This window comes from Enterococcus sp. DIV1337a (assembly GCF_051712285.1).
Classification (GTDB): Bacteria; Bacillota; Bacilli; order Lactobacillales; family Enterococcaceae; genus Enterococcus; species Enterococcus faecalis.
On sequence record NZ_JBIOOP010000001.1, the window covers coordinates 1 to 16286 of the forward strand.

Annotated in this window: 13 protein-coding genes; all 13 read left to right on the forward strand. The window is 38.0% G+C overall.

The genetic code is table 11. From position 1 onward, the window contains the following. The 13 genes from dnaA (at position 1) to IGL49_RS00065 (ending at position 16283) form a co-directional block, all read left to right on the forward strand. Positions 1–1344 (forward strand): chromosomal replication initiator protein DnaA, encoded by a 1344-nt coding sequence (gene dnaA, locus IGL49_RS00005; protein WP_104853902.1) that lies wholly within the window; start codon positions 1–3, stop codon positions 1342–1344. A 201-nt stretch (positions 1345–1545) separates the two neighbouring features. Continuing rightward, on the forward strand, positions 1546–2676 hold the full coding sequence (gene dnaN, locus IGL49_RS00010) for a DNA polymerase III subunit beta (protein WP_002356014.1): 1131 nt from the start codon (positions 1546–1548) through the stop codon (positions 2674–2676). A gap of 581 nt (positions 2677–3257) precedes the next feature. Beyond that, a complete protein-coding gene (gene yaaA / locus IGL49_RS00015) occupies positions 3258–3503 on the forward strand; it encodes a S4 domain-containing protein YaaA (protein WP_104853903.1) in 246 nt (81 codons plus the stop codon). Further along, positions 3490–4617 carry a DNA replication/repair protein RecF gene (gene recF, locus IGL49_RS00020; RefSeq protein ID WP_104853904.1) on the forward strand — a complete coding sequence of 376 codons (1128 nt, stop codon included), beginning with the start codon at positions 3490–3492 and terminating at the stop codon, positions 4615–4617. Before yaaA ends, recF begins: the two co-directional genes overlap by 14 nt. Then, a complete protein-coding gene (gene gyrB, locus IGL49_RS00025) occupies positions 4614–6563 on the forward strand; it encodes a DNA topoisomerase (ATP-hydrolyzing) subunit B (protein ID WP_002359210.1) in 1950 nt (649 codons plus the stop codon). The genes recF and gyrB overlap by 4 nt, the downstream gene beginning before the upstream one ends. A 55-nt stretch (positions 6564–6618) precedes the next feature. Further along, positions 6619–9120, forward strand: a complete 2502-nt coding sequence (gyrA, locus tag IGL49_RS00030; RefSeq protein WP_104853905.1) for a DNA gyrase subunit A — start codon at positions 6619–6621, stop codon at positions 9118–9120. 174 nt (positions 9121–9294) lie between these two features. After that, positions 9295–9597, forward strand: coding sequence for a 30S ribosomal protein S6 (gene rpsF / locus IGL49_RS00035; RefSeq protein WP_002356019.1), 303 nt, complete (start codon positions 9295–9297; stop codon positions 9595–9597). Between the two features lie 44 nt (positions 9598–9641). Continuing rightward, complete coding sequence (gene ssb, locus IGL49_RS00040; RefSeq protein WP_002364599.1) at positions 9642–10208, forward strand: single-stranded DNA-binding protein; 567 nt, start codon at positions 9642–9644, stop codon at positions 10206–10208. Positions 10209–10233: 25 nt separating this feature from the next. Then, positions 10234–10473 (forward strand): 30S ribosomal protein S18, encoded by a 240-nt coding sequence (gene rpsR / locus IGL49_RS00045; RefSeq protein ID WP_002356021.1) that lies wholly within the window; start codon positions 10234–10236, stop codon positions 10471–10473. A gap of 156 nt (positions 10474–10629) precedes the next feature. After that, the gene (locus IGL49_RS00050) at positions 10630–12654 is read left to right on the forward strand and encodes a DHH family phosphoesterase (RefSeq protein WP_162782671.1); all 2025 of its coding nucleotides are present in this window, start codon (positions 10630–10632) and stop codon (positions 12652–12654) included. 5 nt (positions 12655–12659) lie between these two features. Further along, a complete protein-coding gene (gene rplI, locus IGL49_RS00055) occupies positions 12660–13112 on the forward strand; it encodes a 50S ribosomal protein L9 (RefSeq protein WP_104853907.1) in 453 nt (150 codons plus the stop codon). A 273-nt stretch (positions 13113–13385) separates the two neighbouring features. After that, a complete protein-coding gene (gene dnaB / locus IGL49_RS00060; protein WP_104853908.1) occupies positions 13386–14753 on the forward strand; it encodes a replicative DNA helicase in 1368 nt (455 codons plus the stop codon). 237 nt (positions 14754–14990) lie between these two features. Then, complete coding sequence (locus IGL49_RS00065; RefSeq protein WP_002359213.1) at positions 14991–16283, forward strand: adenylosuccinate synthase; 1293 nt, start codon at positions 14991–14993, stop codon at positions 16281–16283. Positions 16284–16286 lie beyond the last annotated feature (3 nt).

Genomic DNA, 16286 nt, shown 5'->3' on the forward strand with positions numbered 1-16286 from the left:
ATGCCCGACGTGGAAAGTTTTTGGCATAGCCTTGAAGAAGCCTATCAAGCGATTTTGTCGGCGCCAAGTTTTGATGCTTGGATTAAAACCACACGCCCTTTGAAATTAGACAACAATCAATTGTGGCTAGAAGTCCCTTCTGCGGTTCATCGTGATTACTGGGAAAAAAATCTTTCGGCAAAAATTGTCGAAACTGGATTTAAATTGACCGGTGCAGAAGTGATGCCCCATTTTGTTGTTGCCGATGAAAAAGACACAGCACTGGCACAAGAACTCGAAGAACCTGCCAAAGAAGAAGTTGTTTTTAGTGAACAAAGTAAAAAAGCGATGCTTAATCCTAAGTACACTTTTGACACCTTCGTTATTGGTAAAGGAAATCAGATGGCTCACGCTGCAGCGCTTGTTGTTGCCGAGGATCCTGGTTCGATTTACAATCCCCTCTTCTTCTATGGTGGTGTAGGGTTAGGGAAAACCCATTTGATGCATGCCATTGGTCATCAAATGTTAGTGAATCAACCAGATGCCAAAGTCAAATATGTTAGTAGCGAAACGTTTACGAATGAATTTATCAACTCAATTCAAACAAAGACATCCGAACAATTTCGGAAAGAATATCGCAATGTTGACTTATTATTAGTCGATGATATTCAATTTTTGGCGGAAAAAGAAGCAACATTGGAAGAATTTTTCCATACCTTTAACGATCTTTACAATGAAAATAAACAAATTGTTTTAACAAGTGATCGCCCGCCGAATGATATTCCAAAATTACCTGAACGATTAGTTTCTCGCTTTGCTTGGGGTTTGTCTGTCGATATCACTCCGCCTGATTTAGAAACACGGATTGCAATTTTGCGCAAAAAAGCAGATGCCGAGCGTTTAGAAATTCCGGATGATACACTAAGTTATATCGCTGGTCAAATTGATTCCAACATCCGTGAATTAGAGGGTGCTTTGGTCCGCGTTCAAGCCTTTGCAACTATTAATGGAGAAGATATTACCACTAGTTTAGCGGCGGACGCCTTGAAATCTCTAAAATCAGTTGGTAGTAAAAATCAATTATCCATCCTACAAATTCAAGAAGAAGTATCCAAATATTATCATGTGCCTCTTAAAGATTTAAAAGGGAAAAAACGGGTGAAAACAATTGTGGTTCCTCGTCAAATCTCAATGTATCTTGCTAGAGAAATGACCGACAATTCCTTGCCAAAAATTGGTGCCGAATTTGGCGGCAAAGATCATACAACGGTGATTCATGCGCACGAAAAAATTCAGCAATTATTGGAAAAAGATCCAGCGATTCAAAAAGAAGTCAGTGAAATTAAAAATTTATTGAACTCTTAGGATGTGGAAAACTAAACAAAAAAGAACAAAGTTATCCACAACTTATACACAAGTGGATAACTTAGTAAAACCAATGCTTTTTTGACTTTTCCACAGAATCAACATGCCCTATTACTTTTATTATTTATTTATATATAATATACAAAACAGTGGCGTACAAAATTAGAACGTATTGAAAATACTTAAAAAGGAGTTTACATTATGAAATTAACGGTCAAACGAAGTGTCTTTTTACAAGAATTACAAACTGTTCAACGAGCAATTTCTTCTAAAACAACGATTCCAATCTTAACGGGTGTTAAAATTGTCTTATCAGAAGATGGCTTATCACTTACTGGGAGTAACGCGGATATTTCAATTGAAAGTTTTTTAAGTAAAGACGATGAAAAAGCTCAAATGACCATTGAACGCACAGGTAGCATCGTTTTACAATCTCGTTTCTTTGGCGAAATTATTCGTAAATTACCAGAAGATATGTTCACAATGGAAGTTCTAGATAACAATCAAGTTGCAATTACTTCAGGAAAAGCTGATTTTACGGTTAATGGATTAGATGCTGACAATTATCCGCACTTACCAGTAATTGATACTCAAAACCAAATGAAATTACCTGTTCATTTATTGACAAAAATTATTAGTGAAACAGGTTTTGCTGTATCGATGCACGAAAGTCGTCCAATTTTAACTGGGGTCCACTTTATTTTAGAAAATCAAAAATTACTTGCCGTTGCGACAGATTCACATCGTTTAAGTCAACGTGTGATCCCGACAGAACAAGCAGTAGAAGACTTTAACATTGTAATTCCAGGAAAAAGTTTAACTGAACTTTCTCGTTCATTAACCAATGAAGAAGAAATGGTTGAAATCAGCATTATGGAAAACCAAGTGCTATTTAAAACAGAAACAATGTACTTCTATTCTCGTTTGTTAGAAGGAAATTATCCTGATACCAACCGTTTAATTCCAACTAGTCATAACACGCAAATTGAATTTTATGTACCAGAATTGCTTTCAGCAATCGAACGTGCCTCTTTACTTTCTCATGAAGGACGTAACAATATTGTTCGCCTTTCAATTTCACCAGATTCTGTTGTTTTATATGGAAATTCACCTGAAATTGGAAAAGTCGAAGAAGCTTTAAACTATGAAAATGTTTCTGGTGAAGCGTTGGATATTTCTTTCAACCCAGATTATATGAAAGATGCGTTGCGAGCGTTTGGCGATATGAATATTACCGTGAAATTCCTTTCTCCAATTCGTCCGTTTACATTGGAGCCAACCGAAACAGAACTAGATTTCATTCAACTAATTACACCGGTTCGTACAAATTAATCATGTTTAAAAAAGACCTTCGGAAAATCACTATGATCGCCGAAGGTTCTTTTTTGTCGTCTATTTAAAGCCGATAAACGCTGCTAGATAAGCTTTTTAAAACTAGAATAGCTTTTACGCTAATATGATTGTGAATGTTTGAACTATCATTTGACGAATAAATTCTGCCTTTTTTTTTCGTGGATAAAGAAAAAAGCCCTTTAATTTTTCGTTTAAGAGCTGTTCATTTTTTTATGAATATTTCCTAGCGGAAGAAGTTAGCATTGCTTAAAACGACGCTCAGACCTCTACAAGCTACTTTTCTTCATTGCGCGCCCTCTTCTTTTGTCTTTGAGTTACCCCTAATTGTTTTTTTAGTTAAATGATACTCGTCATTTTTGCAAAATCAGGCCCCTTTTTTCTCAAGAAAATATCAATTTCCGTTTTAAAATGCTTTTTAAGAGTTTTTTTATCCTAATAATATTTTCGGTCATTTAGAATTAAAATTGCTTAGAATGAAAATTAGACAGATAAATTTGTTTTCTCTTATGAAAAAGGGTATAATATATATGAGAACGTATTAGAAAAAAGAGGGATGCACATTGAAAAAAACGTTTGTTTTAGCAACTGAGTATATAACGCTTGGTCAGTTTCTTAAAGAAATCAACGTCATTGGTAGTGGCGGCCAAGCCAAATGGTATTTGGCAGACAATAGCGTGTTTGTTGATGGCGAGTTGGAAAATCGTCGCGGACGGAAACTTTATGCGGGCATGATGATTGAGCTACCTGAAGAAGGTACTTTTTTTATGGTGAAAAACGGAAACGAGTCCGACGATGCGGCTGAATGAGCTGACACTTCAGCATTATCGTAATTATGAAACAGTCAGCTTAGATTTTCCAAAAACGTTAAATCTTTTTTTAGGCGAAAACGCCCAAGGAAAAACCAACTTGTTAGAAAGCATTTATGTTCTAGCAATGACACGAAGTCATCGAACCAGCAATGAAAAAGAATTAATTGGCTGGGAACAAGCAGCAGCTAAAATTAGCGGTGTGGTTGAAAAAAAGACAGGCACCGTACCATTGGAAATTTTAATTTCCAACAAAGGACGTAAAACCAAGGTTAACCACATTGAGCAAAAAAGGCTCAGTGCGTACATTGGGCAACTGAATGTTATTTTATTTGCTCCAGAAGATTTATCTTTGGTGAAAGGCTCACCCCAAGTCCGCCGGAAATTTATTGACATGGAACTCGGACAAGTGAGTCCTATTTATCTTTATGATCTTGTCCAATATCAGTCTGTTTTAAAACAACGGAACCAATACCTAAAACAACTAGCTGAAAAGAAACAGACAGATGCTGTTTATCTAGATATTTTGACAGAGCAGCTAGCTGAATTTGGCGGGAAAGTTCTATACGCTCGGTTAGGTTTTCTTAAAAAATTAGAGCACTGGGCAAACTTACTCCATCAAAAAATTAGTCATGGACGCGAAACGCTCACCATTGACTACGCATCAAGCATCCCAATTGACAACACGGATCTTTCCTTAGAAGCACTTCAAAATCAATTGCTCCAACAATTAATGAACAATCGTAAACGTGAATTGTTTAAAGCGAATACTTTTTTAGGCCCTCATCGTGACGATTTGCTATTTATTGTCAATGGTCAAAATGTTCAAACGTATGGCTCACAAGGTCAACAGCGAACGACAGCTTTAAGTATTAAATTGGCAGAGATTGATTTGATGCATTCAGAAACAGGAGAATATCCTGTGTTATTACTAGATGATGTCATGAGTGAATTAGATAATGAACGTCAAATTCACTTGTTAGAAACGATTGAAGGTAAAGTTCAAACGTTCTTAACGACAACTAGTTTAGATCACATAAAAGACAAGCTAACAGTTGAACCAGATATTTTTTATGTTCAACAAGGCAAGATAGAAAGGAATTCAGCGACATGACAGAAGAAGAAAAAAACATGAGAGAACGTGCGCAAGAATATGACGCTAGTCAGATTCAAGTTTTGGAGGGCTTAGAAGCTGTCCGGAAACGTCCTGGTATGTACATAGGTTCTACTAGTGGCGAAGGGTTACACCACTTAGTATGGGAAATCGTTGACAACTCTATTGACGAAGCCTTAGCAGGATTTGCTAAATCAATTCAAGTAATTATCGAACCAGACGATAGTATTACTGTTATCGATGATGGTCGTGGAATTCCAGTCGGGATTCAAGCCAAAACAGGCCGCCCAGCTGTTGAAACAGTTTTTACAGTGCTACATGCCGGCGGGAAATTTGGCGGTGGCGGCTATAAAGTATCAGGGGGCTTGCACGGTGTTGGTTCCTCTGTTGTTAATGCTTTATCGACCAGTTTAGATGTTCGTGTTTATAAAGATGGCAAAGTGTATTACCAAGAATATCGTCGTGGTGCGGTTGTTGATGACCTAAAAGTTATCGAAGAAACGGATCGTCATGGCACCACTGTTCACTTTATTCCAGATCCTGAAATTTTTACAGAAACAACCGTTTATGATTTTGATAAATTAGCAACACGGGTGCGTGAATTAGCCTTTTTAAATCGAGGCTTACACATTTCAATTGAAGACCGACGTGAAGGACAAGAAGATAAAAAAGAGTATCACTATGAAGGCGGGATTAAGAGTTATGTTGAGCATTTAAATGCCAACAAAGACGTTATTTTCCCAGAGCCAATCTTCATTGAAGGTGAGCAACAAGATATTACAGTGGAAGTGTCAATGCAGTATACAGACGGCTATCACTCAAATATCTTAAGTTTTGCCAACAATATTCATACCTATGAAGGCGGAACGCATGAATCTGGTTTTAAAACTTCTTTAACACGTGTGATTAATGATTATGCACGTAAACAAAAATTGATGAAAGAAAACGATGAAAAATTAACTGGGGAAGATGTTCGTGAAGGCTTAACCGCAGTGGTTTCCATCAAACACCCAGATCCTCAGTTTGAAGGACAAACCAAAACGAAACTAGGAAACTCAGAAGTACGGACCGTTACGGATCGTCTATTCTCAGAATACTTTACAAAATTCTTGATGGAAAACCCAACAGTCGGCAAACAAATTGTCGAAAAAGGGATGTTGGCCTCTAAAGCTCGTTTAGCAGCAAAACGGGCCCGTGAAGTAACCCGTCGTAAAGGCGCTTTAGAAATTAGCAACTTGCCAGGGAAGCTGGCTGATTGCTCAAGTAAAGATCCGGAAAAATGCGAATTATTTATCGTCGAAGGAGATTCGGCCGGCGGTTCAGCAAAACAAGGACGTAGCCGTGAATTTCAAGCCATTTTACCAATTCGTGGGAAAATCTTGAATGTTGAGAAAGCCAGCATGGATAAAATTTTGGCCAATGAAGAAATTCGGTCATTATTTACAGCGATGGGAACAGGCTTCGGCGAAGATTTCGATGTTTCTAAAGCACGTTATCATAAACTAGTGATTATGACCGATGCCGATGTCGATGGTGCGCATATTCGAACGTTGTTATTAACCTTGTTCTATCGCTTCATGCGTCCAATTGTTGAAGCTGGTTATGTGTATATTGCCCAACCACCACTATATGGCGTGAAACAAGGGAAAAACATCACCTATGTTCAACCGGGCAAACATGCTGAAGAGGAACTAGCAAAAGTGTTAGAAGAATTACCTGCTTCACCAAAACCAAGTGTCCAACGTTACAAAGGTTTGGGTGAAATGGATGATCACCAACTTTGGGAAACAACAATGGACCCAGAAAAACGATTAATGGCGCGAGTGAGTGTCGATGATGCCATTGAAGCTGACCAAATTTTTGAAATGCTAATGGGCGATCGTGTGGAACCACGTCGTGCGTTTATCGAAGAAAATGCCCATTACGTGAAAAACTTGGATATTTAATGTGTCGCAACGTTGTAAGAGACGCTAGAACATATATTTAGAGGGGAAAAAATTCATGAGTGAAGAAATTAAAGAAAACATTCAAGACGTCAATCTGACCAGCGAAATGAAAGAATCTTTCATTGACTACGCAATGAGTGTTATCGTAGCCCGCGCGTTACCTGACGTTCGTGACGGTTTAAAACCTGTTCATCGCCGAATCTTATATGGAATGAACGAATTAGGGGTAACCCCTGATAAACCACACAAAAAATCAGCCCGGATTGTTGGGGATGTTATGGGTAAATATCACCCCCATGGGGACAGTGCAATTTACGAATCAATGGTGCGGATGGCACAACCTTTTAGTTATCGGGCGATGTTAGTTGACGGCCACGGAAACTTCGGTTCTGTCGATGGTGACGGCGCTGCCGCTATGCGTTATACCGAAGCACGTATGAGTAAAATTGCTTTAGAAATGCTACGAGATATTAACAAAAATACAGTCGATTTCCAAGGAAACTATGATGATTCAGAACAAGAACCAGTAGTTTTACCTGCTCGTTTTCCAAACTTACTAGTTAACGGAACAACGGGGATTGCGGTGGGGATGGCAACAAATATCCCGCCACACAATTTAAGTGAAGTGATTGATGCAACAAGTTTATTGATGGACAATCCTGATGTAACGACGAATGAATTGATGGAAGTGTTACCTGGACCAGACTTTCCAACAGGCGGTTTAGTGATGGGGAAATCAGGGATTCGCCGAGCATATGAAACAGGGAAAGGTTCGATTACTGTTCGTGCAAAAGTTGAATTGACTGAAATGCCGAATGGAAAAGAACGTATTTTAGTAACTGAATTGCCTTATATGGTGAATAAAGCCAAATTAATCGAACGAATTTCTGAATTACACAGAGATAAACGAATTGAAGGAATTACTGATTTGCGGGATGAATCTTCTCGTGAAGGCATGCGGATCGTCATCGATGTTCGTCGAGATGTGAGTGCCTCTGTTGTGTTAAACAACTTATACAAAATGACTGCCTTACAAACATCTTTTGGTTTTAACATGTTAGCCATCGAAAAAGGCGTACCGAAAATTTTAAGTTTGAAACGTATTTTAGAAAATTACATCGAGCACCAAAAAGAAGTCATTACTCGCCGGACGATTTTTGACAAAAACAAAGCAGAAGCACGGGCGCATATTTTAGAAGGTCTACGAATTGCCTTAGATCATATCGATGAAATCATTGCCATTATCCGTGGGTCACAATCAGATGACGAAGCAAAAGCAACGTTAATTGAACGCTTTGAATTTTCAGATCGTCAAGCGCAAGCGATTTTAGATATGCGTTTACGCCGTTTAACAGGTTTAGAACGCGACAAAATTGAGAATGAATATCAAGAGCTATTGAAATTCATTGCGGACTTAGAGGACATTTTAGCCCGCCCAGAACGCGTCATTGAAATCATTAAAACAGAGTTAAATGACGTTCGCACAAAATTTGGTGATGCACGACGCACAGAATTATTAGTAGGTGAAGTCCTAAGTCTTGAAGATGAAGATCTAATCGAAGAAGAAGAAGTCGTGATTACGTTAACCAATAACGGCTACATTAAGCGGATGGCAAACTCCGAATTCCGGGCGCAACGCCGCGGTGGACGTGGTGTTCAAGGCATGGGCGTTCATGATGATGACTTCGTGAAAAACCTAGTTTCTTGTTCAACACACGACACGTTATTATTCTTTACGAACACTGGGAAAGTTTACCGAGCAAAAGGTTACGAAATCCCTGAATACGGTAGAACAGCAAAAGGAATTCCAGTGATTAACTTACTGGGAATTGATTCTGCAGAAAAAATTCAAGCGATTATTTCTGTTGAGGGCAAAGCGGAAGCAGGTAAATACTTATTCTTCACAACCTTAAAAGGAACCGTCAAACGGACAGCCGTAACAGCCTTTTCTAATATCCGTAGTAATGGATTAATCGCCATTAGCTTAAAAGAAGATGATGAGTTAGTTAACGTGGTAACGACTAATGGCAATCAGAAGATGATTATCGGAACACATGCAGGATACTCTGTCACATTTGATGAAACTACTGTACGTGATATGGGCCGGACAGCATCAGGTGTTCGTGGAATCCGTCTCCGCGAAAATGATTATGTGGTCGGCGCAGCGATTCTGGATGAAAATAAAGAAGTCCTAGTCATTACTGAAAATGGTTATGGTAAGCGTACAAAAGCTTCTGAATATCCAGTTAAAGGACGTGGCGGTAAAGGGATTAAGACAGCAAATATCACTGAGAAAAATGGTCCATTAGCTGGTTTAACCACGGTCAATGGGGATGAAGATATCTTATTAATCACGAACAAAGGTGTCATTATCCGCTTTAACGTTGATTCTGTTTCTCAAACAGGACGCGCAACATTAGGGGTTCGTTTAATGAGAATGGAAGATGGCGCCAAAGTGGTAACAATGGCTGTTGTAGAACCAGAAGAAGTGGAAGAAGAAATCGTAGAAGTTGTAGAAACAACAGAAAATGAAACAACAGTAGAAACAGAAGAATAACATAAAAAAGTTTCGCCAGTTGGCGAAACTTTTTTATTGGGGCTTTTCAAAACTATTTCTTGCTTTTGTCCATCAATTAGCATATAATTAGAGATTGTGAACTACCTTTTTAGGTATGTTCTCCTTGCTCTTAGCCAACTAAGAGCCTTGAAGTCCATAGGGAGGTGAAAATCAATGAGTCAAGATACGAAGTATGAAATCATGTACATTATTCGTCCGAACATTGATGAAGAAGCAAAAACTGCTTTAGTAGAACGTTTCGACACAATCTTAAAAGATAACGGAGCAGAAGTTATCGAATCTAAAGATTGGGAAAAACGCCGCTTAGCATATGAAATGAACGGATTCCGTGAAGGCATCTATCATATCGTTAACGTTACTTCTCCATCAACAGCTGGCGCAATCAATGAGTTTGATCGTTTAGCAAAAATCAATGACGATATTATTCGTCATATGATCGTGAAGGTAGAAGCATAATTTGTTTCACATGAAACATTTATTGACGAAAGGAGATGTTTTGAATGATTAATAACGTTGTATTAGTCGGAAGATTGACAAAAGATCCTGACTTACGTTACACCGCTAGTGGTTCAGCTGTTGCGACCTTTACACTTGCTGTAAATCGTAACTTTACGAATCAAAATGGTGACCGTGAAGCAGACTTTATCAACTGTGTGATTTGGCGTAAACCCGCAGAAACAATGGCTAATTATGCCCGTAAAGGTACATTATTAGGTGTTGTCGGAAGAATTCAAACTCGTAATTACGAGAACCAACAAGGTCAACGTGTCTACGTAACTGAAGTGGTTTGTGAAAACTTCCAATTGTTAGAATCTCGTTCTGCTTCAGAGCAAAGAGGAACTGGCGGCGGTAGCTTTAATAACAACGAAAATGGTTATCAATCACAAAATCGTAGCTTTGGTAATAACAATGCCGGTTCTGGATTTAATAACAACAACAATAGTTTCAATCCATCATCTTCTCAGTCGCAAAACAATAACGGTATGCCTGATTTCGATAAAGATTCTGATCCATTTGGTGGCTCAGGTTCATCTATCGACATTTCAGATGATGATTTACCATTCTAAACGAATTTGATAGGAGGGAACAAGAATGGCACAACAAAGAAGAGGCGGACGTAAACGTCGTAAAGTCGACTACATCGCAGCAAACCACATCGAATACATCGATTATAAAGATACTGAATTGTTAAAACGATTCATTTCAGAACGTGGCAAAATTTTACCACGTCGTGTTACAGGTACTGGCGCTAAAAACCAACGTAAATTAACGATTGCTATTAAACGCGCACGTATCATGGGATTATTACCATTCGTTAGTGACGAACAATAATTTTATGACAATTTCCAGAACCAAAGAGCTTGCTCTTTGGTTCTTTTTTATCTTGACTAGTGTTTCACGTGAAACATAACAAGGTTCGCAGAATGAAGTGTTTTGTGATAAAATAAAGGATGAAATAACTAGTGAATCACCAGAGCAATATGCTCGTTGGAACAAGTCGCCTCAAAGGTCTGCAGAAAGATTGGAGGCAAAAAAATGCAAAAGAAGAGAATTCAAAAAAACGGTTTCTTAATTGTTGTGGGGCTTCTCTTAGTAGAATTTCTCCTCTATTTCTTACTAACAAATAAATGGCTGCTATTAGCGGTGATTATCGCATTAGATATCTTTCTCTTAGTGGTTATTCGGCTGTTGATTAGAGATGTAGAAATTACGAATGTAGAAAAGATTCAAGAAGCAAGTTCCATTGCTGAACAATCGTTGGATTATGTTGTAAATGAAGTACCTGTGGGGATTATTACGTATAACGGGGAAACACGTGCGGTAGAATGGCTTAATCCTTATGCTGCTTCTATTTTTAATAAAGACAATCAGCTAACGTTAACCGCTAGCCAAGTTACGTCTTATTTAGAATTAGCAGAACGAAACCAAGATATCTTTACGATTGACGAAAATACCTATCGCTTTAGCGTCAATAAAGAACAACATACAATTACTTTTGAAGATATCACTAAAGAAAGTAATTTGTATCAAGAAAAAGTCGAAATGCAAACGGCTATTGGCATTGTGTCTGTCGATAATTATGATGATGTCACCGATACAATGGATGAGAAAGAAATTTCTTATTTGAATAGTTTCATTACGACGATGGTTTCTGATTGGATGGACCAATACAAAGTTTTTTATAAGCGGATCAACGCAGAACGTTATTTTTTCATTGCTCAATGGGAAGATATTCAAAAAATGATGGACGAAAAATTTTCTATTTTGGATACTATCCGTAAGGAATCAGCTAACCATGAAGTAGCCATTACGTTAAGTATGGGTATTGCTTATGGGGGGGCAACATTAGATCAAACCGGGACCACGGCTCAAACGAACCTAGATACAGCTTTAGTTCGTGGCGGCGACCAAGTGGTTGTAAAAGAAGCCAAAGATGAAGCGAAGCCGTTATTTTTTGGTGGGAAAACGGCAGTAACGACTAAACGTTCTCAAGTGCGTTCTCGCGCAATGAGCATGGCAATTAAAGGAATTATTGCGGAATCCGCTGACATCTACATTATGGGTCATCGTTATCCAGATATGGATGCGTTAGGTTCAGCATTTGGGGTTGCTCGTTTAGCTTCGTTTAATAATCGAAAAGCATGGATTGTTTTAGATGAAAATGAAATCATTCCCGATGTCAAAAGAGTGCTAGAGGCGATTAAAGAGTACCCAGAATTAGAAGAGTGCATTATTAGTCCTAAAGAGGCCATGAAGCGCAAGAAAGAAAGTAGCTTATTAGTTATGGTAGATTACCATAAACCGTCTCTATCGATCTCAAAAGAGCTCTATGAGCGTTTTGATAAAGTAGTAATCATCGATCACCATCGACGAGGAGACGAATTTCCAGCAAAACCCTTGCTTTCTTATATTGAATCCTCTGCCTCTTCTGCTTCAGAATTAGTCACAGAATTGATCGAATACCAAAGTAATAGCGCAAACAAACTGCAGGCCTTTGAAGCAACCATGATGTTGGCGGGTATTGTGGTTGATACGAAAAGTTTCAATACACGAACAACGGCGCGAACATTTGATGTGGCTAGTTATTTACGAACTTGTGGAGCAGACTCATCTTTAGTACAATATCTATTAAGTTCTGATCTTACAAGCTATCTTGAAATGAACAATTTAATCTCTAAAAGCGAATATGTCACAAAAGATACCGTCGTTGTTGCAGGGAGTGAAGACAAAGAATATGATAGTGTGACAGCTGCCAAAACAGCGGACACATTACTTTCTATGGCTGGGATTAATGCAGCATTTGTCATTACCAAGCGGACGGATCAACAGATTGGCATTAGTGCTCGGAGTAATGGTTCAATTAATGTTCAAATTATTATGGAAAATTTAGGTGGTGGCGGTCACTTTACTAATGCGGCAGTACAATTATCAAACGTAACAGTAGCGGAAGTAAAAGAGCAACTACTTGATGTAATTCGTCAAAATATTAATGAAATGTATGAACAGGAGTGAAGGAAATGAAAGTTATTTTTTTACAAGATGTTAAAGGAAAAGGAAAAAAAGGGGACGTAAAAGAAGTGCCAACTGGTTACGCCCAAAATTTTTTAATTAAAAACGGTTATGCAAAAGAAGCCAACAAAGGAAGCATGAGTGCGTTAGCGGGTCAAAAGAAAGCTCAAGAAAAACATGAAGCAGAAATATTAGCACAAGCAAAAGAAATGCAAGCCTTTTTAGAAGATGAAAAAACTGTTGTAGAAATCAAGGCAAAAGCTGGGGAAGACAGCCGTTTATTTGGCTCAATTCCTTCAAAACAAATTGCAGAAGCCTTAAACAAACAATACAATGTAAAATTGGATAAACGCAAAATTGAATTAGCTAATCCAATCCGTTCTCTAGGTTACACTAACGTGCCGGTTAAACTACATCATGAAGTTACAGCGAAAATTAAGGTTCATGTCGTAGCGGAATAATATAATCGATAAAAAAGAAGCCGATTCCTCCGGCTTCTTTTTTATATTAAATTAATTATTAAATTTATTTTACGGTTGTTCGAAAATAAAATATATAACATTTTAAATTAACCAAAGAATTATATTTTAATTATTTATATGTTTTTGAAAATTTAAAAAGTGAACTAAAGATAGAGAAATCGGTAGAGAAAAAATGTACTTTTTTTAATGAAATTGTGTTAAAATGGATAGACTAAATGAACCAGAAAGTAAGACATCGTGGGAGAGAACAAAATGAATGAATTATTGCAAGATAGGGTACCGCCACAAAATATTGAAGCGGAACAAGCCATTTTAGGTTCTATTTTCTTAGATGCAGATGTGCTAATAGAAGCGATGGAATATGTGGAACCTAAAGATTTCTATCGTCGTAGTCATCAGTTGATTTTCCAAACGATGATGACCTTAAGCGACCGAAATGAAGCGATTGATGTGGTAACAATCAAAGATCGCCTAGAACAAGAGAATTTGTTAGAAGATGTTGGTGGACTAAGTTATCTGTCAGATTTAGCTTTAGCTGTACCGACAGCTGCCAATGTCATTTATTATGCAAAAATTGTTGAACAAAAATCGTTGCTGCGCAACTTAATCCAAACTGCTACAGAGATTGTAACTAAAGGCTTTGAGCAAGGTGAAGATGTTGAATCTATTTTGGATGATGCAGAACGAAGCATTTTAGAAGTCTCCGAAAAGCGGAATCGTAGTGGCTTTTTATCAATTTCAGATGTTCTAAATACAACTATTGCCAATATTGACCAATTATACCAAAATGATGAAGAGATTACTGGTTTACCTACAGGCTATCAAGCGTTGGATAAAATGACTGCCGGCTTGCAAGCGGAAGAGCTAATTATTTTAGCGGCCCGTCCAGCGGTAGGGAAAACCGCTTTTGCTTTAAATATTGCCCAAAATGTCGGCACCAAAACAGATAAAGCTGTCGCTATTTTTAGTTTAGAAATGGGGGCAGAATCATTAGTGAACCGGATGCTTTGTGCAGAAGGATCCATTGAGGCCAGCCATTTAAGAACAGGGCAATTATCTGAAGAAGAATGGCAAAACTTAATTATTGCGATGGGTAGTTTGTCCCGTGCGAATATCTATATTGATGACACACCAGGGATTAAAATTACCGAAATTCGTGCGAAATGTCGTAAATTAGCACAAGAAAAAGGCAACCTAGGGCTAATTTTGATCGACTACCTACAACTGATTGAAGGAACTGGAAAAGAGAACCGCCAACAGGAGGTTTCTGATATTTCACGTCAATTAAAAAAATTAGCGAAAGAATTAAAAGTCCCGGTTATCGCTTTGTCCCAGCTTTCTCGTGGCGTGGAACAACGTCAAGATAAACGTCCTGTGTTAAGTGATATTCGTGAATCAGGATCCATTGAGCAAGATGCCGATATCGTTGCCTTTCTTTATCGTGATGATTACTATGATCGTGGTGAGGGAGAGGACGGCGATCATGAGCCACCAGAAGTTGACAATGTTGTAGAAGTTATCATTGAGAAAAACCGTAGTGGTGCGCGTGGAACGGTCGAATTACTTTTCATTAAAGAATATAATAAATTTTCTTCGCTTTCGCCGAGGACAGAATTTTAAAAAAAAGAACTCATTTTTTGAGTTCGTTTTTTTAATGACTAAGGGATTAAAACCAGAGAGTAAAACACGAACAATATTCGTATATTTTATTGTTTTACAAAAACGCAACTAAAAATGTTCGTATTTTCGACAGAAACGCTTTTGATTGTGAAACAATATTCGATTTTTACCCTTGAAAGGGACTGGTTTTATTGGTACAATGATTCAGGACAAAAAAATTATGAACGAGGTGTTCGAATGTCATCAGTAGTAGTTGTTGGAACGCAATGGGGCGACGAAGGTAAAGGAAAAATTACAGACTTTCTAAGTGAAAACGCAGAAGTGATCGCTCGTTACCAAGGCGGAGATAACGCCGGACATACCATTAAATTCGACGGCGTAACGTATAAATTACATTTAATTCCTTCAGGGATTTTCTATAAAGAAAAAATTAGTGTAATTGGTAATGGCGTAGTTGTGAATCCAAAATCTTTAGTAAAAGAATTAGCTTATTTAAAAGAAAATAATGTTGCCACTGATAATTTACGTATTTCAGATCGGGCCCATGTCATCTTGCCGTATCATATTAAATTAGATCAATTGCAAGAAGATGCGAAAGGTGAAAATAAAATTGGGACAACGATTAAAGGAATTGGCCCAGCCTACATGGATAAAGCAGCACGGGTGGGAATCCGTATCGCTGATTTATTGGATAAAGAAATTTTTGCGGAACGTTTGCAAATTAACTTAGAAGAAAAAAATCGTCAATTCGTGAAAATGTTTGATAGCGAAGCCATTGAATTTGATGATATTTTTGAAGAATACTATGAATACGGACAACAAATTAAACAATATGTTACAGATACTTCGGTTATTTTAAATGATGCATTAGATGCTGGAAAACGGGTTTTATTTGAAGGGGCACAAGGTGTCATGTTGGATATCGATCAGGGAACCTATCCATTTGTTACTTCTTCTAATCCAGTAGCTGGTGGCGTAACTATCGGTAGTGGCGTTGGTCCATCAAAAATTAATAAAGTGGTTGGTGTCTGCAAAGCGTACACTTCACGTGTCGGTGACGGCCCATTCCCAACAGAATTATTTGATGAAACAGGAGAAACCATTCGTCGTGTCGGTAAAGAATACGGAACAACAACAGGACGTCCGCGTCGGGTCGGTTGGTTTGATTCAGTAGTTATGCGTCATTCAAAACGTGTATCAGGGATTACAAACTTGTCATTAAACTCGATTGACGTGTTAAGTGGTTTAGAAACGGTGAAAATTTGTACAGCTTATGAACTTGATGGTGAATTAATTTATCATTATCCAGCAAGCTTGAAAGAATTAAGCCGCTGTAAACCAGTTTATGAAGAATTACCAGGTTGGTCTGAAGATATCACTGGTTGCAAAACTCTAGCCGATTTACCCGCTAATGCTCGCAACTATGTGCATCGGATTTCAGAATTAGTTGGTGTGCGCATTTCAACATTCTCTGTAGGTCCAGACCGTAACCAAACGAACGTTTTAGAAAGCGTTTGGGCACAAATTTAAGCA